A 25993-nucleotide genomic window follows, 5' to 3' on the forward strand; every position below is an offset into this window, starting at 1 on the left:
CCTAATGCGGTCCCGGCCCCGGACAATCAGCATTCGTCCGGGGCCCACCCAAAGGAATATTCCCTGCTCAGGCCTGCGGAGTAAGTGCTTTTGAATACAACACCGCACCCTTGGCATTGCGGAGGCTCACGGTAAACGTGCCGTCCGCGGCCAGGTCCACGTGCCCGAAGTACTGGTTCTCTCCATCGCGCGGTGATTCGCCAGGGAAGCGCCCGGCCTTGGCAAAGAGGACCTCAGGCCCGAACGTTCCATCCATCTCGTTTGGTCCGAAGGAGCCGGCGTTGATCGGTCCGGCCACGAATTCCCAGAAGGGGTCGAAATCCGTGAAGGAAGCCCTTTCGGGGGAGTAGTGGTGGGCGGCGCAGTAGTGGACGTCTGCCGTCAGCCACACTGTGTTCTTCACGCCGAACTTCTTGAACGCCGAAAGCACTCCAGCGATCTCCAATTCGCGGCCCAGGGGAGCGCCGGGATCACGGTTGGACAGGCTTTCCTGGTTCACGGCGCCGTCGGGGACGATGATACCCAGCGGGAGGTCTGCGGCGATCACTTTCCAGGTTGCCTTGGACTTCCGCACTTCCTTGATCAACCAGTCCACTTGCTCCTGGCCCAGGATGCTGGTGGCGTAGGGTTCCTTGCCGTCGGTGTTGGGTGACTTGAACGTCCGCATGTCCAGGCAGAAGATGTCCAACTGCGGGCCGCGGGAGATCTTCCGGTAGATGCGGGCAGGCTGGTACTGGCCGGCGTCGAACTTTCCCGGGCGCCAGAGCGCCGCGGCGTCGGCGATCGGCATGTTCTCCTGCCACGCCTGGCGTCCGCGCGCGGCCAGGACGTTGACGTTTCTTTCGGTGTAGCGGGGGTCGTCCAGTATTTCGCCGGGGTACCAGTTGTTGGTGGTCTCGTGGTCATCCCACTGCGCAATCACAGGAACGTCGGCGAACATGGCGCGCATGTTGGCGTCAAGGGAGTTGTAGCGGTGGCGGCCGCGGTATTCCTTGAGTGTTTCGGCCACCTTGCTGACTTCTTCGGTGACGATGTTCCGCCACACCTGGCCGTCCTTTTCAGTGACAGTGGCGGTGATCGGTCCGTCGGCGTAGATGGTGTCGCCTGAATGGATGAAGAAGTCGGGCCGGGTGTCGTGCATGGCCTTGTAGTCGCGCATTCCGCCCAGTTCCTCGTTGATGCCCCAGCCTTGGCCGGCGGTGTCGCCGGTCCAGACGAAGGACTGCGCGGACGACGACGACCTGCCGCCTCCGCGCCCGTCTTCAGTGCCGCCGTCGTACTTTCCCCGGGGGGATCCGGGCGCTGTGATGAACGTGCCACGGACGGCCTCGCCGGCTCCGTTTTCATCCTCGAAGTTCAGCTCCAACGCGAACCGGGTGCCGGAGGGGAGACCGGTGGCGTGGATTTTGGCAGTGAAATCGCTGGCTTCGGTAGCCAGCGGGCCGCGGATGGTCCGGTTGAAACCGTAGCGTCCGCGCAGGATGTCCCCGGCTTCATCCACGGCCTGGAGGGTGGCGGTAAGCCGGCCCGGGCCGGAGGCGCGGGACCAGAGCACGGCGGAGTCGGTGGTGACGTCCCCCGTGGCCAGCCCGGTGGGGAGCGTCAGGCGTTTGCGGACCAGGGGCACAGCCGAGGGGGCGCTGATAGCGGCGGATGCAGGGGCCGCGCTGGTGGCAAGGCCGGTCAGGGCCAGGCCGGCGAGGGACGTCTTGACGAGGGTGCGGCGGGTGAGGTCAGTCATGCGGTCCACTCTTCTTCGCGGTGGTAAACGGAGAGTGAGGTTGAGGTAAAGGGCGCCGGACCTTGACTGAAAACGTCCGCTCCGCATATTCTGAACGAACGGTCGGTAATTTATTAGGAGCAACCATGGCATCGCAGAATCTGCAGTCAGTGCCCGCTGAGCTGTCCCCGGAAGAGCAGGAGCGGGAGGCAGCCGGAGAGGCGTACTTTGATCGCATCATTTCGGAGGACTCGCGCATCGAACCGCGCGATTGGATGCCGGCGGCTTACCGCAAGACTTTGCTGCGCCAGATCTCGCAGCACGCGCACTCTGAAATCATCGGCATGCAGCCGGAGGCAAACTGGATCACCAGGGCGCCGAGCCTGAAGCGCAAGTCCATCCTCATGGCCAAGGTCCAGGACGAGGCCGGCCACGGCCTGTACCTGTACTCGGCTGCCGAGACCCTGGGCCAGTCCCGGGACCAGATGATGGAAGACCTGATCGCCGGCAAGGCGCGGTACTCGTCGATCTTCAACTATCCCACGATTTCCTGGGCAGACATGGGAGCCATCGGCTGGCTTGTTGACGGCGCGGCCATCTGCAACCAGGTGCCCCTGTGCCGGGCATCGTACGGTCCTTACGGGCGCGCAATGGTGCGCATCTGCAAGGAAGAGTCCTTCCACCAGCGCCAGGGTTTCGAGATCCTGCTGGAGCTCTCCAACGGCACGCCTGCGCAGAAGCAGATGGCCCAGGATGCCGTGAACCGCTGGTACGCGCCGTCGCTGATGATGTTCGGCCCGCCGGATGACGATTCACCGAACTCCAAGCAGTCCATGGCCTGGAACATCAAGCGCTTTTCCAACGACGAGCTGCGCAGCCGGTTCGTCGGCATGATGGTGGAGCAAGTCCGGGTCCTCGGCCTGACCCTGCCCGATGAGGACATCCGTTTCAACGAAGAAACCAAGAAGTGGGAGCACGGACCCCTGGACTGGAACGAGTTCAAGGAAGTCCTGGCCGGCCGCGGTCCCTGCAACTCGCAGCGCATCGAGCGCCGCCGCGAGGCACACGAAAACGGTGCCTGGGTTCGCGAAGCCGCAGTGGCCTACGCCCGCAAGCAAGCACAGAAGGAACACGCAGCATGAGCCCTCACGGCAATCCGGAAGCACCGGCCAGCGCCGCCAGCGAAATCAACCGCGAGGCCCCCAAGGTTGCGGCTACCAACGCTGAAAACACGACGACGACACCCGCCTCAGCCCCGGCCGTCACCCCGCGTGGCGCCCATGAAGAGTCGCCGTGGTCCCTGTGGGAAGTCTTCGTCCGCTCCAGCCGAGGCCTGTCCCACGTCCACGCAGGTTCCTTGCACGCGCCCGATGCGGCCATGGCCCTCCGGAACGCCCGTGATCTGTACACCCGCCGCAACGAGGGTGTCTCCATCTGGGTTGTCCCGGCCGAGGCGATTTCCTCCAGCGATCCCGACTCCAAGGGCTCCTTCTTCGAGTCGCCGCAGGGCAAGGACTACCGCCACGCGACGTACTACACCAAGAGCGAAGGCGTGAAGCACCTGTGAGCATCAAAGACGTGAGCACTCAAGAGACTGCCAAAGACACCGACTTCGCCATCGAAGGCCACGGCGACATTTCCGTTGGCGTCCACGGCGCCGGTGCTTCCGGCGACGGCTCGGCCAGCGCCACCCGCATTACGCCGGGCAACGCACTGCGTCCGGAGGACATCGCGCTCGAGATCAGCCGCGGGCAGGTCAAGCCCAGCGAGGATGTTGCAGAGTTTGCCCTGCGCATCGGCGACGACGGCCTGATCCTCGCCCAGCGCCTGGGCCACTGGATTTCCCGTGCTCCGGAGCTTGAGGAAGACATTGCGCTGGGCAACATCGCGTTGGACCAGTTGGGACACGCGCGCTCGTTCCTGACCTATGCCGGCGCAGCATGGGGCAAGTCCGAGGACGACCTCGCCTACTTCCGCCGCGAGCACGAGTTCCGTTCTGCCCACTTGTTCGAGCAGCCCAACGGCGACTTCGCAGTAACCATCGCCCGGCAGTTCATCGTGAGCTACTACCAGTACCAGCTCTACACCGCACTGACCGGGTCCTCGGACGCCACCCTGGCAGCCATCTCCGCGAAGGCCGTCAAGGAAGTGGATTACCACCGCGATCACAGTGCTCAGTGGGTGCTTCGACTTGCCGGCGGCACCGACGAGTCCCGGGAACGCATCATCCAGGGCTTCAAGCTCGTATGGCCGTATGTGGACGAACTTTTCGAGGACGACGAGCTCACCACCCGCCTTGCCGAGGCCGGCGTTGCGGTTCAGCCCTCCAGCCTCCGTGCTGAATTTGATCGCCTTACAGGTGAGGTCATGGCCGAGGCAGAGCTGGAGATTCCGGGCGTCCCGCAGTCCCTCGGCGGCGGACGCCGCGGCAAGCACTCCGAGTTCCTGGGCTACATCCTCGCCGAAATGCAGGTCCTGGCCCGCGAGCACCCCGGCGCGAGCTGGTGAGCAGCATGGCTACGCAGTCGCACACGCAGTCACGAACGCAGCTGAATACCGCAGAGCAGCGGGCCTGGGACATCGCGTCCACGGTCTGCGACCCGGAAATCCCGGTCCTCACCATCGAGGACCTGGGGATCCTGCGCGGCGTGCGCGTTGTTGACTCGCCTGAGGCGGCCGCCGAGCATGGCCGGCACGACGGCGGCGCGTCACGTACCGCCGTCGAGGTCACCATCACGCCCACCTACTCGGGCTGCCCGGCGATGGACGCCATCGGTGACGACCTGCGGACGGCCTTCGAAAAGGAGGGCTACGCGAGCGTGCACATCAACCTGGTGCTCTCCCCGGCGTGGACCACTGACTGGATGACCGATTCAGGCAAGGCCAAGCTGGAAGAGTACGGCATTGCCCCGCCCAGTGGCATGGCTGCCGCGGGTGGCCATTCAGGTCCTGTCCGTTTGAGCCTGGCCGTGAAATGCCCGCAGTGTTCGTCGTTGAACACCAAGGAACTCACCCGCTTTGGTTCCACGTCCTGCAAGGCGTTGTTCGTCTGCCAGGACTGCAAGGAACCGTTCGACTACTTCAAAGTCCTCTAAGGAATTCCATGACCACCGAAACCCAGACGGCCAGCCGCCGTCGTGCGTCTTTCCACAACCTGACCGTCTCGGAAGTCCGGCGCCTGACGGACGATGCCATTGAGGTCACCTTTGGTGTTCCCGCCGAGCTGGCAGGTCAGTACGACTACCTTCCCGGTCAGTACGTGGCACTGCGCACCACACTGCCGGATGAGCAGGGCGAGCCGCACGAAGTCCGCCGCAGTTACTCGATTTGCGCAGAGCCGCGCAGCTTCGAGGACGGCAGCAGCGAGATCCGCGTGGCCATCAAAAAGGACCTCGGCGGCCTTTTCTCCACCTGGGCCAACGCCGAACTCAAAGCCGGCGATGTCCTGGACGTTATGAGTCCACAGGGTGCGTTCATCTCCCGGCACGGCAAGGACGGCGCCTCGGTCCAGCACAACGTCATGAACTCCATGAATCACCCGGAGGAATTGGCAGGGGAGCCTGGCAACTTCGTGGCGATCGCTGCTGGCTCGGGCATCACGCCGGTCATCGCCATCGCACGGACGTTGCTGGCGGCCAACCCGGAGACCACGTTTGACCTGGTGTACGCCAACAAAGCGGCCATGGACGTCATGTTCCTTGAAGAGTTGGCGGACTTGAAGGACAAGTATCCCTCCCGTCTGGCGCTGCACCACGTACTGTCCCGTGAGCAGCGCATCGCTCCGCTGATGACCGGGCGCATTGACTCGGAGAAGCTGCAGGCCCTGCTCAGCAGTGCCATCCGTTCCGAGGATGTGGACGAGTGGTTCCTGTGCGGGCCGTTCGAGCTGGTCCAGTTGTGCCGCGACACGCTCGCTGCCCGCGGCGTTGAGCCCGAGCATGTGCGTTTTGAGTTGTTCACTACCGGCCGTCCGGATCGTCCCGAAGGCAACTCCGGCCGCCCGGTGGTGGAGGACGAGTCACAGGACACGTACAAGATCACCTTTACCTTGGACGGACTGACCGGTGACGTCGCCAGTCCCACCCACGCCCGCGAATCCATCCTCAACGCGGCCTTGCGCGTACGGCCCGACGTTCCCTTCGCGTGTGCCGGTGGCGTCTGCGGCACCTGCCGCGCCAAGTTGGTCACCGGTACGGTGACCATGGATGAGAACTACGCCCTTGAGCAGGACGAGCTGGACAAGGGCTACGTCCTGACCTGCCAGTCACACCCCACCAGCGAAGAAGTTACCGTCGACTTCGACGTCTAAGGAGTCCCCATGATCGAGCTCTCCATTGCCAACGGCATTGCCGAAATTGTCCTGAATTACCCGGACAAGCTGAACTCCCTCAGCGAGGACGCGCTTGCCGAACTGGATAAAGCGTACGACGACGCCGCTGCCGCCGCCTCACGCGGTGAGGTGCGGGCGTTGCTTCTTCGCGGTGAGGGTCGCGCCTTCTGCGCCGGACGCGACATTGCTGCCGTTACTCCCGAAACCGACGACGCCCAGGCCTACCTCGGCGGACTCGTCGAGCCGCTGCTGAAGAAGATGGCTGCCTTCCCCACGCCCACGTTCGCTGCCGCGCACGGTGCTTGCCTGGGGGTGGGGCTGGGGTTATTGCTGGCCACGGACGTTGTGTATGTGGCGGACAACGCCAAGTTCGGTTCACCCTTTGCCAAGCTGGGGGCCACCTTGGATTCCGGCGGGCACTGGTACTTCACTGAGCGCTTGGGCATGCACCGCACACTTGACCTGATCTACACCGCCGACCTCATTTCCGGGGCGGAGGCTGTGCAGCAGGGGATGTTCAGCCGGGCGATGCCGGCTGATTCCCTGCTGCCGGTAACGCGGGAGATCGTTTCCCGCGTGGCCCTTGGAGCGACCGAAGCGTTCAACGCCTCCAAGGAACTCGTAGCGCACATCCGCGACCAGCGCCTGGGCCTGTGGGCTTCCATGACCGAGGAAAACACGGAGCAAGCACGTCTTTGCAAGACCGATGACTACGCCGAGGGTTTCCGTGCCTTCCAGGAGAAGCGGGCACCCGTTTTCAAGGGGTAGCTCCCGCTTCCGCTTCCGCGCCGGATCCCGCCCTTGTCCGTCCCCCTCGCAGTAGTGCGCTGAGTGGGACGGACAAGGGCGTGTTTCGTGGGCCCAGGGCCTAGACGAAGTCCTTGAGGAGCCTGTATCCGGCCAGTTTTCCTTCCAAGGAGATGACGGCAGTGTCACTATCCACAGTGCTCACGTCGGTCAGGGCGCCGTAGGTCAGTGCCGGCACCGCCGTCCCGCCCTTAGTGCAGGGAAATGCCGTGTACGAGCCGGAGCCCGGGCTATCCGTGTAGGGGCCGTCAGGAGGCATGACGTATGTTGCCGCCTTCAAGCAAACAAAAACGTCTTCGAACGTGGTGCCCCGATATTTACCTGTACGGGTATCCAAGAGGTTTGCGCTCCAAAACGTGCCGGCGATGACCTGATCTCCGCGGCCCGCCGAGGGCAGGAGCCCGTACGAGTCCCAGGTCCGCGACTCCACGGGTTTGATTTCCCAGGCGACTTCGCCCGTAAGGGGGTGGTAGCCCACCAGTTTCGTTTGAGCGCTCCGGTACTTTCCTGCGGGAAATTCAATGAAGCCCTCTGTGTATTCGCAGCGGACGGGAAATGCATCGCCGTCCTCCAACTTGGTGCCCACGGTTCCGATCGTCTCGGCGCACTGCACCTGCGTGCCGTCTGCCGTCCATAGAACCCGTCCGCTGGAAGCCCGGAAGCCCACCGTTTTGGTGGTGTCGCGAAGGTTCATTGAAAAGGTTTGTTCAGCGAACTTATCCGGAGAGAAATCGGTGGGATTGATGCCGACCGATCCTATGTAAAGGTCCAGCTTTTCGGAGTAGATGAAGTGCCTGCCAAAATCGGTGGAGGCACCCTTGCCAAAGACCTTCTCTATCTCCACTTCCCACAGGACCTCGCCGTATGCCACGTGGGCCAGCTTTTCAACTCCGTCCGTCACCACCGAGTACAACTCTTTGCCCACAGGCTGGAAAACCCCGGTGAGCGGGTTGATGTCAGCACCCCCGGACTCCTCACCGGTTTCAATGTCCACCCAGTGCTCAACTGACTGGGTGTTCTCATCAAAGGCTATAAAGCACAGGTCGAGGAGTCCGTCGCAGGCAAACGGACGGGTGCTGACCAGCTCCGGCCGTCCGCGGTACAGCTCCTTGCCGGTGCTGAGGTCAAAGGCAACAGGCGCAGTCCACCAGGCCACGTCACTGTCGAGCCCGGCTGGAACAGAAGCCGCCTGCAGGAAGATCGCGGCGCTCCGGCCCGAGGCTGTCTTGCTGACAACAGGCTCCAAAGGTACTGAAGGAGCTTCGTATCCCGGATGAACGGGCTGCGTCCACAGTTGTTTGCCGTCAGCAATTGAGAAAGCATGGGCATTTACACCAGTGGGCGTCGACGCGTAAACCAAGGCAACGCCGTCGGCAACCACAGGCTGGCCGATCGGAGTCAGCGCAACTTCCCACGCCGCCGTCGCGGTTTCTGTATTTCTCGCCGCCGGAGCCGCGCTGGCTGGAGGCGTGGTTGCTGTGGGTTCTACCGGCAGGGGAATCATGGTGCATGCCGACAGCATCATCGCGGCGCTCACGGCGGCTATCCGGAATCCAATTGACGTGATGCTGGCAAGGGCCCGCGAGGATCGGGACTGAATCATGGTTCCCCCAGGAACGTCAATGGTTCAGCACCTTTAGGGCGTGGTTCCAAACCAAAAAAGGCCATCAAGATGTGGCTCAAGTAGAGAATACAGCTCGTCCCATCCGATGCGCTTTTGCTTGCCTTACGGCCACGCTAAATGCGGGGGCGTGCAGTACGGGTGGTTCTGAAAAATGCCTGCACCCAAGGCCGGACGGATGGGTCCGGCGGTCGGCCGGCGGCATGGCCGTTGAGAAGGGAATCCTCCTGTGACTATTCTGACAATGGATCGTTGAAACGATCAGGTCCAGCAAGCGGCCTAAGCCATTGGGCGGGAACGTTGATCCCGCGAAAGGTCTTTGTCTTATGTCCCAGCAACTTCCCCTCGACGAACTCACCCTGACTCTGGCCCGCATCAAGGGATTGCTCCTGACGGAGGAAAAGGTAGACCGGGCTGTTCAATTATTGGCCGAGGGAATCCGTGATGCCTTTCCCGGCAGCGCAGGCGCAGGAGTGTCCCTGATCGATGGTCAGGGCAACAGAACCAGCGCCGGGGCCACCGATCCCTTGGTGATCGAGGGCGACCAGTCCCAGTACCGGTTGGGGCAGGGCCCTTGCCTGAGCGCGTGGGCAACCGAGCGGACAGTGATCGTTGATGATGCGGGCACGGATCAGCGGTGGCCGCAGTGGGCTGAGGCCGCGGTGCAACTTTCGATCTCTTCCGTGATCAGCGTCCCGTTGGTGAGGGGATCCCGGTGTCTGGGGGCCATGAAGCTCTATGCCGCTGCCCCTGGCGCCTATGGCCAAGCGACGGCCCGATCCTTGGAAAAGCTTGCCGGCAGTGCCGCGATTCTCCTGGACAACATACAAACCTCGGAGACACCCAAACGGTTCAGCGATGGCCTCGTCCACGCCTTGAACAGCCGTGACGCGATCAGCCGCGCCCAGGGTTATCTCATGGGCCAGCGTGGCCTGACCGAGGAGGAGGCGATCAGGGAACTTCTTCTGCTGTCCCAGGAATCCATGCAGTCACTGGCATCCGTCAGCACCGGGATCCTCACGGGTGGGAGGAAGGAAGGAACATATGACGGAAGCCGGGAGTAACGATTGCCAGGGACTGTCCCTTCAAGAACAACTCCAGCTCAAGGGTCTCCGCAAAGCCTTGGCAAGCGCTGGTATCCCCGGTGAGGATTTATGGCTGCGCTACTTTTCCATCGGCGGCATGGTGGGCGAATACGAAGTGGATGCCTACCTCCAATCACTGCACTCGCTGCCACCGTTGCAGAGGGACCTGCTGGCACATGCTGCAAATGAGCTCATCGATGAGCTGCCCGCCCGGCCCCGCGCGCCCTATACCGAACAAGTGCCGATGAGCAGGCCGTTGCTGCCGGGCGACGGCCGGCAACGGAAGTAGCTGTGGCGGCTGGCCGCCCGGACTGCTTCTCAGGGACGGGAGTCCTGCTGGTAAACGTCCGGTATGCCGTCGTCGTCGGAATCGATGGCTTCCTGTGCCTCGGCAATGCGGTACTGGCGGTTGCGGGTGCTCAGCACAACGGAGGCCAGCAGTGCCGCCAACAATGAGGCGGCAAGGATCCCCACCTTGGCGTGATCATCGTGAATGCTGCCTTGGCCGAAGCTGAGCTCTGCCACCAGCAAGGAAACAGTGAAGCCGATTCCTGCCAGCACTGAAACACCCAGGACATCGATCCATTTGAAGGAGCTGTCCAGGGAAGCCTTGGTGATTTTCGTGAGGACCCAGGTTGTCCCGAGAATGCCGATTGGCTTGCCCAGGACCAGCGCCACGATGATGCCGATGGCGACGGGGTCCGTCAGCGCCGAACCAAGTCCTTCCCAGCCACCCACTGCGACGCCGGCGGAGAAGAAGGCGAAGACCGGGACTGCGATTCCGGCCGAGATTGGCCGGAAGCGGTGCTCGAAGATTTCGGAAAGCCCTGGACCCGCCTCAGGTCCCCCGCTTGCCTGTGAACGGATCACGGGGATGGCGAAGCCCAGGAGCACACCTGCAACCGTTGCGTGGATACCGGAGGCATGGATGAGCGCCCAGACGGCCAAACCGAGGGGGAGCAGGATAAGCCAGGCCGCCATGGGCTTGGTGCCGAAGAAGCGTCGGTACTTTTGGGCCAGGAACGTGTAGGCCGCCAAGGGGATCAAGGCAAAGAGCAGCGGCGTGACCTGGATGTCGGAAGAGTAGAAGATGGCGATGATGCTGATGGCGATCAAGTCATCCACCACCGCAAGCGTCAGAAGGAAAATGCGCAAGGCGCTGGGCAGATGTGACCCGATGATGGCCAACACTGCAACCGCGAAAGCAATGTCTGTGGCGGTCGGGATGGCCCAACCGCGCAGGGTTTCCGGACTGCTTGCATTGATGATTGCGTAAATGACGGCCGGGACCACCACTCCGCCGGCCGCCGCCGCGATGGGGACGATTGACTTGCTGAACTGACGAAGGTCTCCGGCCACGAACTCACGTTTGAGTTCCAGCCCTACGAGGAAGAAGAAGATGGCCAGCAGGCCGTCGGCTGCCCAGGCACCCAGGCTGAGTTCCAAATGCCACGGCTCATAGCCGATCTTGAAGTCCCGCAAGGCGAAGTAGCTGTCCGCGGCGGGGGAGTTGGCCCAGATGAGGGCAAGCACGGCACCGGCGACCAGCAGGGCGCCACCTACCGTTTCCTTACGGAGGATTGCCCCAATGCGCAGCGATTCGGCGTAGCTTCCACGTCCAAGGATGGAGGAGCGCGGTGGGTCGGTCCGGTTGTTGTTCATACAAGTGTCCTTTGCAAGGGGTCGACGAAACTATGCCGACCAGACTTCCCGGCGCACCTCTACCAGCCTATCGCGAGTGCGGGGAGATCCCTGCCTGCCCTCCATGGATGGGTAGTAAGTTCACATGCTATCCGGGCTGCTTGTCCTTTCGAGCGGGGAACTGCGTCTATATCCTTAAGAAATGAGTGACGTAGCGCGTTCCACCATCACCTTCCAAGGGCAGTTCGCCGGAGCGTTGCCGGAGCTGGCTGTGCCGTGGCGGGCGGAGGAAGCTCCGGATCCGCAGCTTCTGATGCTCAACCAGCCACTCGCCGTCGAGCTTGGTTTTGATCCCGATTTCCTCCGGACCCCGGAGGGCGTGCGTTTGCTGATCGGCAATGCCCTGCCGGAGGAAGCTACGCCGATGGCCCAAGGGTATGCCGGGCACCAGTTCGGCTTCTATTCGCCTCGCCTGGGGGACGGCCGCGCCCTCTTGCTGGGTGAGGTTGAAGATGCTGACGGAAAGCTCCGCGATATACACCTCAAGGGTTCGGGGCGCACGCCCTTTGCCCGGAACGGCGATGGCCTGGCCGCGATCGGACCTATGGTGCGGGAGTACATCGTGAGCGAGTCGATGCATGCGCTGAACATTCCCACCACGAGGTCGCTCGCGGTCGTTGCCACAGGGCGGCAGGTTCAGAGGGAGATTCTCCTGCCGGGGGCAGTCCTGACCAGGGTGGCGGCAAGCCACTTGCGGGTTGGCAGTTTCCAGTACGCCAGGGCCTCCAATGACCTGGACCTGCTTCGCCGCCTTGCCGACCATGCAATCGAACGCCACCACCCGTCGTCGGCCGCTGAAAGCAACCGCTACCTCGCGCTCGTCAAAGCTGTCATTTCGGTACAGGCGAAACTTGTGGCGCAGTGGATGCTGGTGGGATTCGTGCACGGCGTGATGAACACAGACAACATGACGGTGTCCGGTGAGACCATCGATTATGGCCCGTGTGCTTTCATGGAAGGCTTCGATCCGGGGGCGGTCTACAGCTCCATTGATGAGATGGGACGCTATGCCTACAGGAACCAGCCAGTGGTTGCTGAGTGGAACCTTGCCCGCTTTGCTGAGTCAATCGCCGTCCTGATCCATGAGGATGAGGAGCAGGCTGTGGCCCTCGCCGTTGAAGCGCTCAAGGGTTTCCGGGAGGAGTACAGCGCAACATGGTTCAACGGCATGAAGGCCAAACTTGGGCTGCCGGAGGCAATTGACGACGACGTTGCCTCACCTGTGGTGGATGAGCTCCTGCAGTTGGTTCAAGAGGCGCGCGCGGACTACACCTCGTTCTTCCGGAGCCTCGGCAAGGCAGCCCGTGGGGAAACCGAACCCTCGCGCAGGCAAATCCTGGATTTGGCTGCGTTCGATGCCTGGTTGGATCGATGGCGGGCGTTGTCTCCGGATGCCGATGCCATGGACAGGGTGAACCCGGTCTATATCCCGCGGAACCATCTGGTGGAAGAAGCCCTTGCTGCGGCCACGGAAGGGGACACGGGCCCTACGGAGCGTTTGGTGGCGGTCTTGTCCGAGCCGTACAGCGAACGCCCTGGACTGGAAAAGTATGCCGAGCCTGCACCGGAAAGCTTCGGCCCGTACCGGACTTTCTGCGGCACCTAGGAACGCTGAGGGCAAGCGGGCCGTACGGCGTCGCTTGCCCTCAACTTATTGTTCTTTTGGTCCAGGCTTCCCGCGGTCTAGGCCCAGACGGCCCGAACCACCATGTCTGCCCCTGCGGCCAAATGGTTTCCTGTGTGGCCTGCGTCGAGGACGCACACGTCCTCGGATTCAGGTGCTCCCGTTGAAACAAGGCACTCAGCTGCCCTGAAGCTCAGGAGGTCCACCGGCAAATTGTCACCTATTTGAAGTTCACTCATGATGCCCTTTTTTACTAGTCCGGGCATCACTGTCAGTGTCCATAGCCCGGTGTTGTGGTTGGAGAGGTTTTCTCCTTGGCACGCCGGACTTCATCAGCGGATAACTCCATACTGCTTGATAGAAGAACTTTCGTCTACGCGGGATGAACTGCGCTCAGTGGAAATTTGTGTGGCGCACGATCGCCAGGAGCTCTTCGCGCAGGCCCTCGGAGTCCAGATCAACCGCTGAGAGGACCGTGCTCTCCTGGTCATGGGATTGTTCCAGCAGGCTCAGGCCCAGGTCGGTGATCAATACCAATTGGCTGCGGCGGTCGAAGCGGTTGGGCTCACGGCGGATATAGCCACGCGATTCAAGCCTGGTCAGCAGCGGCCCCATGGTTTGGGCTTGAACCCGGACGCTGCGGGCAAGATCCCCTGGCGTGATGGGTCCACCCGTTGCGACCGCGTCGAGCGTAAGGACCGCCGGATAGGTCAACCCCAGCGGACGTAGTTTGTCGTTCCATGCCAGTTCCACGAGCCGGGCCGCAGTGGACAGCAGCCGGCTGGTTGGCCATCGTTCCATATCAGGCATTCAGGCACCCCCAGGCTTTCACAATTAGTCAGCTTACTTACTAGGCTACATCAGGCCGGTGCCAAAGCCGGTTGTGGGTGGGAAGGCCCGTTGCTGAAGCTGCTTGAGCGGAGGTCCCAGGCAGGGGATACCCACTGCCTGGAGTGCTGATTCTGTTGGGGCCTTGGGTCCTAAGAGAGGTCGAACGCTGAACGTTCCATGCCGCGCTCGGCGCTGTGTACCTGGAGGGCATGGCGCATGGCTTGGCGGTTGTCCTCGGCAAGGTCGGGATACCCGGCCACTCGGTACAGATCCGCTGCCCATTGAAATTCATCGGCAGCAGAACGGAAGCGGGCTTCATCGAAGAGTCGCCGGCCGATGTGGTGACGAACGTAGGCCTCATCTCCGGGAGACCGCACTGTTCGCAGTGCCCTTTCGTGGAGGACTGCTGCATCGTGCCAGCGGTACTGCCGCTGATTGACCTGGGCAAGTATCAGCAATAACTCACGGCGGTCATCGGTGTGGGGCAGCAGTTTGAAGCCTTCGTCGAGGGCCTCGGCGTCCCGGCCGAGGAGGGCCAGGTACCTGACGCGCTCCACCGGAGGGCACTCGCCCGCCAAAGCAGCTTCAATGGCTCGACGGTTGACCACGACGTCGCGAAACGTCGTGGGGTCGGTACGCCAAATACTTGCAGTTTCTTCCACCGTGATGTGCCCCCCATAGGCTTGTTACGGAGCCAACTGAGTGGCGGCACTGATCAGTTGCAGGCCGCAGTAATCTCCATAATCTCATGAACGATTGGACCCGCAAGCCCGTTCCGCACCTGCCGCGTCAGTGGAGGTTGGTGTCCGCTGGGGTGGCCCGCCAGGAGTGAAAGGGAATGGTCAAGCCTGCGCGTGTTGGTGCGCACGTGAAAGGCCCGGCGGTTGCGACCAGATCAGGAGCAAATGGCACCACCCGCACCAGCTGGAGCTCGTTCCCGCCTGTAGCGGCCCGGATGGTGAGTGCGTCGCCCGAGCGGCTGACCCTCATGCGAACCCGCCCGCCGTTCCATTCCGGAACGGGCGCCAAGGACCAGTCCGAGAAGCCATCCGTCACCACCGCGCCCACTTGAGCGGCGCCGTCGGCGAATTCGACTCCTGCTTTGATCCAGCGTTCGGCGCTGACGCGGACGAAGATGCCCGCTTGGTCGAACTGTTCGGAGAACCCGGCCGTAAACTCAACCTCCATGGCGCTGTCCTGCGGAAAAGGGGCAAGGAGTGCGTGCTCTGTGTCGTGGATGAAACCGTAGGACGTGACGCGCCAAGCGTCGCTGCTTTCGACGGCGGTCACCAGCAGGTCACCTGCCTGCTCGACGACGGCGGCCGGCTGGTTGGTCCACTCGCCACGGTTCCAGGGGATGTCGGTTGGCACGGAGCTCCTCGATGTTTATGTTTCGCTGGTTTCCGCCTCTTCAGGTTCGGCTTCTGGATCAGGGTAGTCGATGGACCCTCGAGGGTTCACCGGAGGCTTCTAGGACTCCAGGGATTCCTTCGCTGCCTCGGGGTGCCGGTTCGCCGCAAGCTTCCCGGTCCGCTTGCGCGCCTGGGTCCAGCGCGTCACGAAAAAGAGGACGAGCCCGATCGCCAGGAGGATGGCTGCACGCAACCAGATTTCCGGGCCTTGCTGGAACAGCAGGAGGACACACGAAGCCAAAGCCAGCCAAGGAATGACCACCGGCACGCGGAAATGCTTGTGTTCGACCCTGTCTTTGCGCAGAACCAGGACGGCGACGTTGGTGCTGATGAACACGAACAAGAGCAGCAGGACCACGGTTTCGGCGAGTGAGCCGAGGTCTCCGGTGGCGGTCAAAGCCATTGCTGCCAGTGTGGTGACAGCGATGGCAACCCAGGGCGTGCGCCGCTGGGGGAGGACCCGCCCCAATCCTGCCGGCAGCAGTGATTGTTCCGCCATGCCAAAAGCCAGACGACTGGCCATGATCATGGTCAGCAGCGCACCGTTGGCGACGGCGATGAGTGCAACCAGGCCGAAGAGCCAGTCGGGCACCCCAAAGCCTGTGGCTTGGACAACCTGCAGCAAGGGGCCCGAGGAACTGTTCAAGTCACTGGCAGGCAGGGCTATGGAGGAAGCCAGGCCAATCAGGATGTAGATGGCCCCGGCGGTCAGCAATGCCCCGAACAGTGCTTTGGGGTAGACGCGGTGGACGTCGCGGACCTCTTCGGCAACGTTGGCAGAGGTCTCAAAACCCACGAACGAGTAGTACGCCAGCAGTGATGCGGCGAGGATTCCTGCCCCGGGGGTCACCGCAGGGTTGAACTCGACAACGCGGGAAACATCACCATTTCCCCGGCCGAACATCAATCCCACCAGGACTATGACCAGCACCAGTCCCGATACTTCAATGATGGTCATGACCACGTTCGCCCTGACGGATTCTTTGACGCCGCGGGCATTCAGGAGTGCGATCAACAACAGAAACACCAGGGCCGTGGGCGTGGCGGGTATGTCCAGGAAGGGCTTCAGGTAGTCCCCGGCGAACGCGAGGCTCAGCCCTGCTGCACTGGTCACCCCGGCTGCAAGCATTGAAAAGCCGACCAGGAATGAAACCAGGGGCACTTTGAAAGCCCGTTCAGCAAAGACGGCAGCGCCGCCGGCCTTCGGGTACTTGGTCACGAGCTCCGCGTAGGAGGCGGCGGTCAGCATGGCCAGGAACAGTGCCAGCGCCAGGGGAATCCACACGGCACCTCCTACCTCACCCGCGACTTTCCCCACCAGGGCGTAAATGCCCGCGCCCAGGACATCGCCGAGGATAAAGAGGAAAAGAAGCGGGCCAGTGATCGACTGCTTGAGTTTTGAGGTTTGGGACTGCGCCGGGCTGTTCATGGGAACAGATGGTACAGGACGCTAAGTAACCTTACTAAATCGGGAATATGCCCTGCCGGGTCCGCTCGGGCTCAGTTCCCAATGGTTCGTACGGTCAGCGTTCCTGCCAGGTCCAAATCATTGCCGCTTCCTGTGACGCCTGCCTGCGAAAGGAGCGTCGCACCAAATGCTGTACTCCAGAACGTCCTCGTCTCAACGGGCAGGGGGCGCTCGAGCTCCCAGTTCCGTTGCTTCAGCAGGCGGGTCAGGTACCGCTCTGACTGTCGGAAGAGCAGGTTCAAATGCTGATCGACGACGGCGGAAAGGTCCGGACGCGATATTCCCACCGCAAGCGCACGCACCACGAGGGGCATGGAGGGCAGTATCAGCACGGTCCTGGCCATGGCGCTGCGGAACGAGGCCGGGCTTTCTACTGACAGACCCACCGCCTCAACGCGTTCGGCGTCGTGCAGTAGGGCCAGGAAGGCGGCGTGGATAAACAGCGAGTCCTTCGAGCCGAAGTAGTAGGTCACTTGGTTGGGGAAAGCGCCGGCGTCGGCTGCGATGGCAGCCACACTGACTTCCCTGTCGGCTCTGGAGAGGTACAGCTTCACGGCGCTGTCCAAAATGTGCTGCCGGGTTGAATGGCCCCGGGCCTGCGATGGCCCTTGCGGGCGGCGTCTTCTCTTGCCTGCGTCTTCCACTCAAAAATTGTACTTCATACAACTAAGTGCTTATCTTGTATGTCATACAAGATAACGAGTGGAAGGTTTGTTATGCGTGCAACCGATATTGCAGTCACGGGCTTGGGGGCTTCTACCCCCTTGGGCGGGAACGTCAGGACAACGTGGGAGTCGCTTCTCGCGGGAAGCTCCGGTATCCGCGATGTGAGCCTGGACTTTCTGCAAGATTCCGGCCTCTCGGTTTCGATCGCGGCGCCCATGGCGGAAGATCCGGCCACTTCATTGATGCCCGTGGCGGCGAAGCGGCTGGATCGGGTTCAGCAGGCCGCCATGGTTGCAGCCGCCGAAGCTTGGGCGGACGCCGGCAGTCCCAGGGTTGATGGCACCAAGCTCGCGGTGGTTGTGGGGACCGGGGTTGGAGGCATAGGCACCCTGCTCCAGCAGGACGACATTCTTGAAAGCCGTGGCCAGCGTCGCGTCTCACCACGGACGGTGCCAATGCTGATGCCCAATGGACCGGCCGCGGCGTTGAGTATTCACTATGGGGCCAGGGCGGGTTCCTACACTCCCGTCTCCGCATGTTCCTCCGGTGCCGAAGCATTGGTCCAGGCCGCCCGGCTGATTCGCTCGGGTGAAGCCGACGTGGTCATAGCAGGCGGAACCGAGGCAGCCATCACGCCCATAACGGTCGCGGCCTTTCTTCAGACGCAGGCGATGTCAACGCGTACCGCAGACGCGGGCTCAGCCTCGCGTCCGTTCGCAGCCGACCGCGACGGTTTCGTCCTTGGCGAAGGGGCCGGCATCCTCGTTCTTGAAAGCGCTGAACATGCCCGGGCCCGGGGCGCCAAGGTCCACGCTGTCCTCCGCGGAGTCGGCATTGCCTCCGACGCCTTCCATATGACTTCGCCTGCGGAAGATGGAGCGGGCCAAGTTACCGCCATCCGCAAGGCCCTCGACAATGCAGGCTTGGATGCAGCAGATGTTGGGCACATCAACGCACATGCCACGGGAACACCTGTGGGTGATCTTGCAGAAGCAAAAGCCATCAGGACGGTCTTCGGTGATGCGGCCTGTGTGACGGCACCAAAAGCGTCTTTGGGTCACCTCTTTGGCGCCGCAGGAGCAGTTGAAGCCATCCTGACCATCAAAAGCATTGCGGAAGATGTTGTCCCGCCCACCCGTAACCTCCACCAAGGGAACGTTGACCCGCAGATCGGCCTGGATGTTGCCGTTTCACCGCGCTACGGCACACAAAGCGCGGCTCTCTCCAATTCCTTTGGCTTTGGCGGCCAAAACGTGTCCTTGGTATTCAGTAAGAGCCAGGTTTAGTCATTCCCGGTGATGCTGTTGGGAGCTGCCGCCTTCGAGCGGAGTTCACTGTCCACCCCGGCGGATGATTTACTAAAGTGACCGCACAAACTCTTGGGGGACCTGCATGAAGGGCTTGACAGGCTTTTTCCTGCTCATGCTGCTGGTGTTGACTGGCTGCGGGGTGGCTGTGCCAGGCCCTGCGTCAACAGGGTCACCGTCACACTCAGCCACGGCGTTTTCGCATCTTGATCCGGCGGGAATTGACGACATCAAAAAATCGAAGTCGGCACGCTTGGACATGTCCTCCGGGAAGCTGACCAAAGAGAGTGTCGGGCTCGAGGACGGAAGCAGCCAGGCTCCGGATGTCCTCATTAAAGAGGGCACGATGGAGCTGACGATCCAAGCACCCTCAGGTCTGATCAGCGCTAAAACTGATCGTCTCCGGCTCAACGGGATGAATAACGGACCGGACTTCCGGGAGGTCACGTTCTTCCTCACCGCAGAATCATTCGAGGACTTCACAACCCTGATTCGTGACGGGGTGGCCCGCTACGGGATTCCCGGCGAGTCAGCAGAAGGCTGGATCGAATCAATGTCCCAGCGGACGGATGAAGAAAGCGACTTTTCATTGTCGGCGGGCACTGCAACCGGCCTCCGTGTCCAGTACGACCTCCGGTACGACGGTGCGAAGGGCGTGCAAGTGATCATTGTGCACGTTCACCCTGTCTAGCCCAACGCTTATGATCGCCAGTGCCATCGACGCTGCTCTCTGGGTCACTAAGCTGCGCGGGAGGCAATATCGTCGGTATCCGGGGATGACGTGGATACTGGTTGCCGGGCCCATTGTTGCTGCAGGTCCCCTGTTGGCACTGATCGGGCTCATCACGGCCAACACGAGCATGTGGTGAAGACAGGACAACTGACATTGAAGGACAGACGGATCATGACTTCGGACCGCGATCACCGCGATGCTGTGTATGCCGAGCACCAGGCGGCGGTGGCAGCAGGGGAGAAGCGGGTCCTCCGCAACACCCGCACGGGCGGGCTGCACAGCTATCCGGCCGACGAGATCGGCTTCACGCCCGGCAGCGGACAAGCCCAGGTGGGCACGTGGTGGGGTATGGCCGTTCTCGCGGTGTTTGCCGGCATACTGACCGTCTTCTCAGTAGTGCTGTTGCTGGCTCCGCTGGGACAAGGGCAGGGCCCCATGTGGGGTGCGCTGTTCCTGACCGCTCTGGGCGGTGGACTTTCCATATTTACGGTCAGGTTATCCATCGCCGAATATAGGGCCAAGCAACTCCGTAAGCTGCGCGGTTCGCCCGAACCAACGCCATCAGGACGGGCAGACATTTAGTTCGCGCACAGAGACTTGGGGGAGGGATTTGCGAATGCGTAGAGGACTTAAAGCAGGGTTTGCGCTGCTTGCGTTGCTGACACTGACAGCAGCGGGTTGCGATGAGCGGCCTTTTACGCGGGACTACGCACGGTCCGTTCCAAACTCTGTCATTCAGGTCGGTGAGAAGTCGGACAAGACCTGGGAGTACGTGGACCGGGACGGCGTATCGCGGGAACTCGATGCCTGCGAAGATCTGAGCCCGTGGAACGCAGCCTACAGCTGCGCCTCACCCGACGGTGCAGTGGAGCTGACCTTTAGCTCCTCAAAACGCTTGCGCAATCCGACGCTTCGTATCGGCGACGAACACGTGCCCCTGCACTGCATTAACGACGGATTTTGGGGCGACGGGCTGAGGTTCTGCATACCGGCGTCGGATCCTGCCGTCCCGCCGCAGCCGGTTCCCCGCCGCGACAAGTCATGACGACTGTCAGGCTCAGCAGCAAACCTCGACGGCGGCTGGTCCAGCCTTCTGTGGCACTCTTCTCCGCCGTCTAAGGCTGGCGAGGAAGCATGGCTGCAAATAGGAGGACTGGTCCGAACCAAGCGAGGTAAATGACGGTGACGGGCAAGATGGCCATAAACCAAAGGGCGAGCTTGCCCTGCAGAGCGGTACGGGCCGTTTCTTCATCCCTGAGTTCAGAAATGACGTGGGCGTTGTCATGCGTCGCAAGGGATTTTCGTGTTCTGCCCACCAGCCGTGTGACGTACAACATCGCCAGCAGCAAGAACAGGCATGCAGTGAGGAGAATTATGGTCCCGGCAATTATCAATCCAAGAGTCATACCGTCCCCAATGCACTGTGTTTTCCTCGTCGGCGCCGGCATAGCTTTGAAGTTCTTCAGTCGCCCGTCAAGGCGGCTTTGACGGGCAATTCCGCTTGGCGGCCGCATTGGAGCACTGCAAGGCTCCGGAACGCAAGTGTCCCGCCTGATGGGGGACCAGGCGGGACTTTCCAACCATAGCTTCGGAAGCTGGTGATTTCCCGAGTGCTCTCCTGCCCTCGTCCACGAGGGGCGTTGAGCGTACGCTGGCCCCATGGAGTCCGAGGTCAGGACTGTCAAACTCAGCACGGGTATCAGCGTCCCCTGTTTCGTGCGAGGTCGCCTTGAGCAAACAGTCGACGACGGCGGCATACCGTTGCTGCTGTTGCACGCCTGGGGTGAGTCTTGGCGGAGTTTTGAGCGGCTGATTGCCGCGCTTCCGGATGTAGTCGTTGTGGCTCCGGATCTTCGTGGCCACGGTCTTGCCGAGAAGACTTCGGGCGGTTACTCGCTGATTGAAGTGGCCGAAGATGTTCTGGCTCTGTCCGATGCCTTGGGTCTTTTCCTTGCCCATGTGCTGGGTTCTTCCAGCGGGGGATATGTTGCCCAACAACTAGCGGTGATGCACCCGGCGTTGGTGGCTTCGCTGACTCTGGTGGGGTCACCGTTGAGCCTGCAAGGGAAGCCGCCGTTCGCCGCAGAAGTGGAATCCTTGGCTGATCCGATTTCAGAGGAGTGGGTCCGGGAATCGTTGTCCTGGTATCGGCTCCTGCACACGGTTCCTGCGTCCTATATTGAAGACCGGGTGCAGGACGGCCTCGCGATGCCGGCATCGGTGTGGAAGGAGACGCTGCGGGGATTCTACGAAGCCGTGCCGCCAACGGAATCGGGGACCATTTCAGCCCCCACTCTGATTCTGTGGGGTGCTCACGACCACCTGGTTCCGCGCCATCATCAGGAGAGTTTGTCTCGGCGCATACCGGGATCGAGCTTGAAAGTTTACGAGAAGACCGGGCATTTGGTGCTGTGGGAATGTCCGGAGCGCGTGGCTGCGGATGTGGTGGGGTTTCTCGGTGGTATGCGGGGCGGCTGGCCCTGATCTTCCATGGGTCAGCCGCCCTGTACCTTCGCAGGCTGAGTGAGTTAAAGGATGGCCGTCATGACATTCCAGCCGGTGCCCACCTTTGTGGCCGTGGGCCAAGCGGCGCCCCCGCTACCCGCGTAGAGCCACAGTTCGCCCGCCGCGTTGCGTGCCAGGATGTCGGCCTTGCCGTCGCCGTTGAAGTCGCCGGGTCCAACCAGGGAGTTCATGGAGTTCCAACCCTGGCCGATCTGCCTCTTGGGGAGCCAGCTGCCGTATCCACTGGCGGGGTACAACCAAAGTGCCCCGGTGCCGTCGCGGGCAATCAGGTCTCCGAGGCCGTCAGAGTTGAAGTCGTCTGTCCCGGTGATTTCCGAGAGACCCGCTGCGCTGGTGAAGCCAGAACCGGCCCAGGCAGGATGCAAAAACCTGGCCTTTCCATCTGCAACGTACTGATACAAGTTTCCGGAGCGGTTTCTCGCAATGAGGTCTATGAAGCCATCGCCGTAAAAGTCGACGCCCTCAACTGCATTCATCTCCTCCCAGCCATGACCTACCTGTACGCGCGGCCGCCAACCTCCATTACCGTTGCCTGGGTAGAACCACAGCAGCCCCGCCCCGTCACGCGCTAAAACGTCGGCATTGCCATCGTCATCAAAATCGCCAGGTGCGACGAGGGAAGTCATCACGTTCCAGCCCTGTCCAACCTGGACTCGCGGCAACCATCCACCTGAGCCGTTGCCTGGGTAAAGCCACAGCAGCCCAGCAGTGTCCCTCGCCAGGACATCGGTTTTACCGTCCCCGTTGAAGTCGTTCTTGACGGATCTGGCCGCATCCCCATCAATGACAGCCACCGAATACTGTCTGTATTGATTGCCCGAGCTGGCTGTGTTGACCACGTATACCTTGTTGTTATTGGGGTTCACGGCCGCTTGTCCAGGGTCCCATCCGGTGTATACAACACTGCCTCTATTGTTCCCTCCCTCAATGACGGTGACACCCCGCACAAGCATGGTGGCGTAGATCTTGTTGTTTGAGGGGTTGACCACGATGTTCCGCACCTGGCTTGCGGTGGGTATCGTCCCGGTTTGAGTCAGGGTGCCGCCATCCATTACCTTGACGGAGGCGCTGGAGGAGTCTCCGGAGCCCACATAAATTTTGCCGGTCACTGCGTTCACGGCCAATGTTCCGAGCGGACCGGTCGACGCGATGGAGCCCTGGATCGCATTACTTGCTCCATCAATGACTTTCAAACTGGATCCATATTTTGGCGCGCTAGTTGCGTATATCTTGTTCTTCGTCGGGTTGACTGCCACGGCGAGAAAACCATCGGCCCCAATAGACACCGTCGAAGTGATCTTCCCACTGCCATCGATCACCTTGATGGTCCCACCGGAGAGAGCGTACGCCTTATTAGTGGCTGTATTGACGATGATGTCTTGGGCGGAATCGGAACCAGGTACAGGCTTGGCAGCGTTGGTGACGCCGTCGAGAATAACGAGGCCGTTGTCGGTACTTACGTATATCTGGTTGGTTTTCTCGTTCACAGCCAAAACGCCCGCCACCGAATCGACCGGGATCTCAGTAACTGCGAGCGTTGCCCCATCAATCACAGCGATGGACCCCGACGCACTGACATATATTTTGTTCGTGGTGGAGTTAGCTACAACGTGGTCAGCGGGGTTGGAATAGATTGCTTTGGCTCCGCCAGTACCAACGCTGTGTACGCCACTGTACGAGGCGACATAGGCCGTGTCTGTTACAGGGTTTACCGCAATTGAGGTGGGCCACTGCCCGACAGTGAAGCGGTCCGTGACTGCGTCTGCGGTGGCCGGCTCTGTAGTTAGCAGACATAACGCTAACGCCAAACCGGCAGCGACAATCGCAGCCCCCGCCCGGCGCCGCCGTCGCTGATTTTCCTTCTTTAAAGCGCGCGGTTCGTCCAAAGAAACAGACATAAAGTCCCCCATAAGTCGTCACGCTCAACAGCGTCGGTGTTTGAATTCTATAGCTGACACACCAACGGCCAACCCTGATCGGATCAGGATTGGCCGTTGACAATAATTCAGTGGCGAGTGAACTACAGGATGGCGTTCATGCCGTTCCATCCTGAGCCGACTTTGCTCGCGGTGGGCCAGGCTGCTCCGCCGTGGCCTGCGTACAGCCAGAGTTCACCGGCTGCGTTGCGGGCGAGAATATCGGCCCTGCCGTCTCCGTTGAAGTCGCCGGGACCGACGAACGAATTCATGCTGTTCCAGCCCTGTCCAACGGTCTGCTTTTGGAGCCAGCTTCCATAGCCGTTGGGCGGGTAAAGAAACAGAGTGCCGGCGCCGTCGCGGGCTACCAGATCAGAGATACCATCACCGTTGAAGTCAGCTACGCCGGTAATCTCGGACATTCCGCTCCAGCCCGAACCTGCCCACATTCGGGGCAACCAACCGCCCTTGCCATCTCCGCGATATACCCAGAGCGCGCCATCGCGGGCGCGGGCTACGACATCAGCGGTTCCGTCACCATGGAAGTCAATTGCCTCAATTGCGCTCATGCCTTCCCAGCCGCTGCCGACCTGCACACGAGGGAGCCAGTTGCCGGAGCCGTTGCCTGGGTAGAGCCACAACGCCCCGCTTCCGTCACGAGCCAAGACATCGGCGCTGCCGTCTCCGTTGAAGTCGCCGGGAGCCACGAGGGCGTTCATGACGTTCCAGCCTTGTCCCACCTGTACACGTGGCAGCCAGCCGCCGGAGCCGTTACCGGGATAGAGCCAGAGCACACCAGCCGTGTCTCGCGCAAGAACGTCGGCTTTGCGATCACCATTGAAATCTGATCTGACGGGCTGTTCGGCATTTCCGTCAATGACGCCCACAGAATTGCTCTCGGCGTTGACAACGTAAACCTTGTTATTGGACGTGTTCACGACCGCGGCGTCAGGTTCCTGGCCCGTGTAGAGCGCAGTGCTGGTGTCGTTCCGCCCATCGATAATGGTGGTTCCACGGCCAGTCATGGTTGCGTAGATCCTATTATTGGAAGGGTTCGCCACGATGTTCCGAACCCTGGTAGCCGTGGCTATGTGGGCGGTTTCCGTCAAGGTCGCACCGTCGACTACCTTGACGGATCCGTCGCTGTTCCAAGTGCCGGATTCAACGTAAACCTTGTCGTTGGCAGGGTTCACGGCCAACGTTCCCAGAGGGCCTTTGGATTCCATGGATCCCGTGATCGTGTCGGTGGTACCGTCGATGACCTTGACGCTGGAGCCATATTTTGGAGTCGTCGTGAAGTAGATCCTGTTTTTTGACGGATTGATCGTGATAGCGCCGATCCCGTCTGCACCCACGGTTATCGTTGATGTGATCTTGCCGCTGGCATCAATGACTTTCACAGTCCCACCGGAAAGAGCATAAACCTTGTTGGTAGCGGTATTGACCGCAATATCCAGAGCTCCCGCGGAGTTCGTAATGGGCGTGGTTGTGTTTGTAGCGCCATCGATGATCTTCAGTCCCGCTGGTGTGCTGACGTAGACCTTGTTGGTGTTTTCATTCACCGCAAGGACGCCCGCCTTGGCGCCGACTGGGACGATTGTGGCTGCGTTGGTTGCTCCGTTAATCACTGCGACCGAGTTCGAATCGCTCACGTAGACCCTGTTGGTCTTTGAGTTTACGGCGACATCCGTGGGGTATTCAGAAGGCAGGTATATGCGTCCGCTGCCGCCGCTTCCTCCGACGCTGAAAATGCCCTCCCACGTGGCCACGAAGGCTGTATCGGTTGAAGTGTTCACGGCGATTGACGCAGGACGGTCGCCCACGGGGATGACGTTATCAACTGCGTCTGCGGTCGCAGGCAACGCAGAGGTTCCCACTGACAGCGACAGGGCCAATCCCGCTGAAAGGAATCCCACAATCATCCGGCGCCGACCTGGTACGTTCACCGTCCCCCGAACGCGCGAACCAGCCAAAACATCACTCATGGAAACCCCCGGAAGTAGCGACGCGGAAGCGCGTCTTCATGGGAATTGTATAGTGCTCCGGTCATCGCGGATGAATGCTACTAATGGCCGTCGGGCCGTTTGGAGCTCGGTCATAAGTCGTAGCGACCTAACGGGTCAGGTGGTCCAGGGCAAGCGATAACCATCAGAGATTTACGGGAACAAAAGTCGCAAGCCCTACGTCGGAATCACGAAAATAGTGGTTAAAAAGTCCATTGCCTTTCCTTCTATTGCCAGTGGAGA

At 61.3% G+C, this 25993-nt stretch carries 26 protein-coding genes; 14 read left to right on the forward strand and 12 right to left on the reverse strand.

Going from position 1 to position 25993, the window contains the following annotated elements; all coding sequences use genetic code 11:
* Positions 1-67: 67 nt before the first annotated feature.
* Positions 68-1741, reverse strand: a complete 1674-nt coding sequence (locus AC6JA3_RS05250) for an alkaline phosphatase D family protein (RefSeq protein ID WP_347782760.1) — start codon at positions 1739-1741, stop codon at positions 68-70.
* A 125-nt stretch (positions 1742-1866) separates the two neighbouring features.
* On the opposite strand from AC6JA3_RS05250, the gene paaA reads away from it, so the two are divergent.
* Genes paaA through AC6JA3_RS05280 form a run of 6 tightly spaced genes read left to right on the forward strand, consistent with a single transcriptional unit; the run spans position 1867 to position 6818 of the window.
* Positions 1867-2862 carry a 1,2-phenylacetyl-CoA epoxidase subunit PaaA gene (gene paaA, locus AC6JA3_RS05255; protein ID WP_026541248.1) on the forward strand — a complete coding sequence of 332 codons (996 nt, stop codon included), beginning with the start codon at positions 1867-1869 and terminating at the stop codon, positions 2860-2862.
* A complete protein-coding gene (paaB, locus tag AC6JA3_RS05260) occupies positions 2859-3287 on the forward strand; it encodes a 1,2-phenylacetyl-CoA epoxidase subunit PaaB (protein WP_347782761.1) in 429 nt (142 codons plus the stop codon). Before paaA ends, paaB begins: the two co-directional genes overlap by 4 nt.
* 11 nt (positions 3288-3298) lie before the next feature.
* Positions 3299-4228 carry a 1,2-phenylacetyl-CoA epoxidase subunit PaaC gene (gene paaC, locus AC6JA3_RS05265; RefSeq protein WP_497919934.1) on the forward strand — a complete coding sequence of 310 codons (930 nt, stop codon included), beginning with the start codon at positions 3299-3301 and terminating at the stop codon, positions 4226-4228.
* 5 nt (positions 4229-4233) lie between these two features.
* Positions 4234-4815, forward strand: a complete 582-nt coding sequence (paaD, locus tag AC6JA3_RS05270; protein WP_347782764.1) for a 1,2-phenylacetyl-CoA epoxidase subunit PaaD — start codon at positions 4234-4236, stop codon at positions 4813-4815.
* 8 nt (positions 4816-4823) lie between these two features.
* Positions 4824-6029: a 1,2-phenylacetyl-CoA epoxidase subunit PaaE gene (gene paaE, locus AC6JA3_RS05275; RefSeq protein WP_497919935.1), complete on the forward strand. Its 1206-nt coding sequence runs from the start codon at positions 4824-4826 to the stop codon at positions 6027-6029.
* Between the two features lie 9 nt (positions 6030-6038).
* Positions 6039-6818 (forward strand): enoyl-CoA hydratase/isomerase family protein, encoded by a 780-nt coding sequence (locus AC6JA3_RS05280; protein ID WP_497919936.1) that lies wholly within the window; start codon positions 6039-6041, stop codon positions 6816-6818.
* A gap of 100 nt (positions 6819-6918) precedes the next feature.
* Here AC6JA3_RS05280 and AC6JA3_RS05285 read toward each other — a convergent pair whose 3' ends face one another.
* On the reverse strand, positions 6919-8460 hold the full coding sequence (locus AC6JA3_RS05285; protein ID WP_026546457.1) for a PQQ-binding-like beta-propeller repeat protein: 1542 nt from the start codon (positions 8458-8460) through the stop codon (positions 6919-6921).
* A 344-nt stretch (positions 8461-8804) separates the two neighbouring features.
* Between AC6JA3_RS05285 and AC6JA3_RS05290 the strand changes: the two genes are divergently transcribed.
* Together AC6JA3_RS05290 and AC6JA3_RS05295 are read left to right on the forward strand one after the other, a co-directional pair.
* Positions 8805-9542, forward strand: coding sequence for a GAF and ANTAR domain-containing protein (locus AC6JA3_RS05290; RefSeq protein WP_026546456.1), 738 nt, complete (start codon positions 8805-8807; stop codon positions 9540-9542).
* The gene (locus AC6JA3_RS05295; RefSeq protein ID WP_223943583.1) at positions 9523-9852 is read left to right on the forward strand and encodes a hypothetical protein; all 330 of its coding nucleotides are present in this window, start codon (positions 9523-9525) and stop codon (positions 9850-9852) included. Before AC6JA3_RS05290 ends, AC6JA3_RS05295 begins: the two co-directional genes overlap by 20 nt.
* Positions 9853-9881: 29 nt before the next feature.
* Here the strand turns inward: AC6JA3_RS05295 and nhaA are convergent, their stop codons facing one another.
* Complete coding sequence (gene nhaA / locus AC6JA3_RS05300; RefSeq protein WP_026546455.1) at positions 9882-11225, reverse strand: Na+/H+ antiporter NhaA; 1344 nt, start codon at positions 11223-11225, stop codon at positions 9882-9884.
* A gap of 181 nt (positions 11226-11406) precedes the next feature.
* On the opposite strand from nhaA, the gene AC6JA3_RS05305 reads away from it, so the two are divergent.
* The gene (locus tag AC6JA3_RS05305) at positions 11407-12870 is read left to right on the forward strand and encodes a protein adenylyltransferase SelO (protein ID WP_497919937.1); all 1464 of its coding nucleotides are present in this window, start codon (positions 11407-11409) and stop codon (positions 12868-12870) included.
* Positions 12871-12947: 77 nt separating this feature from the next.
* On the opposite strand, the gene AC6JA3_RS05310 is transcribed toward AC6JA3_RS05305, so the two are convergent.
* The 6 genes from AC6JA3_RS05310 to AC6JA3_RS05335 form a co-directional block, all read right to left on the reverse strand.
* On the reverse strand, positions 12948-13127 hold the full coding sequence (locus AC6JA3_RS05310; RefSeq protein ID WP_026546453.1) for a hypothetical protein: 180 nt from the start codon (positions 13125-13127) through the stop codon (positions 12948-12950).
* A 154-nt stretch (positions 13128-13281) separates the two neighbouring features.
* Positions 13282-13689: a MarR family winged helix-turn-helix transcriptional regulator gene (locus AC6JA3_RS05315; protein ID WP_223943581.1), complete on the reverse strand. Its 408-nt coding sequence runs from the start codon at positions 13687-13689 to the stop codon at positions 13282-13284.
* Positions 13690-13868: 179 nt separating this feature from the next.
* Entirely contained in the window at positions 13869-14381 is a 513-nt protein-coding gene (locus AC6JA3_RS05320) for a hypothetical protein (protein WP_497919938.1), read from the reverse strand.
* A 127-nt stretch (positions 14382-14508) separates the two neighbouring features.
* Entirely contained in the window at positions 14509-15090 is a 582-nt protein-coding gene (locus AC6JA3_RS05325) for a DUF1349 domain-containing protein (RefSeq protein ID WP_497919939.1), read from the reverse strand.
* A 99-nt stretch (positions 15091-15189) separates the two neighbouring features.
* Positions 15190-16560, reverse strand: coding sequence for an APC family permease (locus tag AC6JA3_RS05330; protein WP_497919940.1), 1371 nt, complete (start codon positions 16558-16560; stop codon positions 15190-15192).
* 71 nt (positions 16561-16631) lie between these two features.
* The gene (locus AC6JA3_RS05335) at positions 16632-17165 is read right to left on the reverse strand and encodes a TetR/AcrR family transcriptional regulator C-terminal domain-containing protein (protein ID WP_497920620.1); all 534 of its coding nucleotides are present in this window, start codon (positions 17163-17165) and stop codon (positions 16632-16634) included.
* 150 nt (positions 17166-17315) lie between these two features.
* Here AC6JA3_RS05335 and AC6JA3_RS05340 point away from each other — a divergent pair, with 150 nt between their 5' ends.
* From AC6JA3_RS05340 to AC6JA3_RS05355, 4 genes are all read left to right on the forward strand, one after another.
* On the forward strand, positions 17316-18551 hold the full coding sequence (locus AC6JA3_RS05340; RefSeq protein ID WP_026546449.1) for a beta-ketoacyl-[acyl-carrier-protein] synthase family protein: 1236 nt from the start codon (positions 17316-17318) through the stop codon (positions 18549-18551).
* A 106-nt stretch (positions 18552-18657) separates the two neighbouring features.
* Entirely contained in the window at positions 18658-19263 is a 606-nt protein-coding gene (locus tag AC6JA3_RS05345; RefSeq protein ID WP_026541232.1) for a hypothetical protein, read from the forward strand.
* A gap of 213 nt (positions 19264-19476) precedes the next feature.
* A complete protein-coding gene (locus AC6JA3_RS05350) occupies positions 19477-19887 on the forward strand; it encodes a hypothetical protein (protein WP_497919941.1) in 411 nt (136 codons plus the stop codon).
* 34 nt (positions 19888-19921) lie between these two features.
* Positions 19922-20350 carry a hypothetical protein gene (locus tag AC6JA3_RS05355; protein WP_497919942.1) on the forward strand — a complete coding sequence of 143 codons (429 nt, stop codon included), beginning with the start codon at positions 19922-19924 and terminating at the stop codon, positions 20348-20350.
* Between the two features lie 70 nt (positions 20351-20420).
* On the opposite strand, the gene AC6JA3_RS05360 is transcribed toward AC6JA3_RS05355, so the two are convergent.
* A complete protein-coding gene (locus tag AC6JA3_RS05360; RefSeq protein ID WP_155854062.1) occupies positions 20421-20711 on the reverse strand; it encodes a hypothetical protein in 291 nt (96 codons plus the stop codon).
* A 253-nt stretch (positions 20712-20964) separates the two neighbouring features.
* On the opposite strand from AC6JA3_RS05360, the gene AC6JA3_RS05365 reads away from it, so the two are divergent.
* Complete coding sequence (locus AC6JA3_RS05365; RefSeq protein WP_497919943.1) at positions 20965-21789, forward strand: alpha/beta fold hydrolase; 825 nt, start codon at positions 20965-20967, stop codon at positions 21787-21789.
* A gap of 44 nt (positions 21790-21833) precedes the next feature.
* On the opposite strand, the gene AC6JA3_RS05370 is transcribed toward AC6JA3_RS05365, so the two are convergent.
* Complete coding sequence (locus AC6JA3_RS05370; protein ID WP_497919944.1) at positions 21834-23729, reverse strand: FG-GAP-like repeat-containing protein; 1896 nt, start codon at positions 23727-23729, stop codon at positions 21834-21836.
* 122 nt (positions 23730-23851) lie between these two features.
* Positions 23852-25732 carry an FG-GAP-like repeat-containing protein gene (locus AC6JA3_RS05375; RefSeq protein WP_497919945.1) on the reverse strand — a complete coding sequence of 627 codons (1881 nt, stop codon included), beginning with the start codon at positions 25730-25732 and terminating at the stop codon, positions 23852-23854.
* Positions 25733-25993 lie beyond the last annotated feature (261 nt).

The organism is Arthrobacter sp. TmtSoilC79, assembly GCF_059739405.1.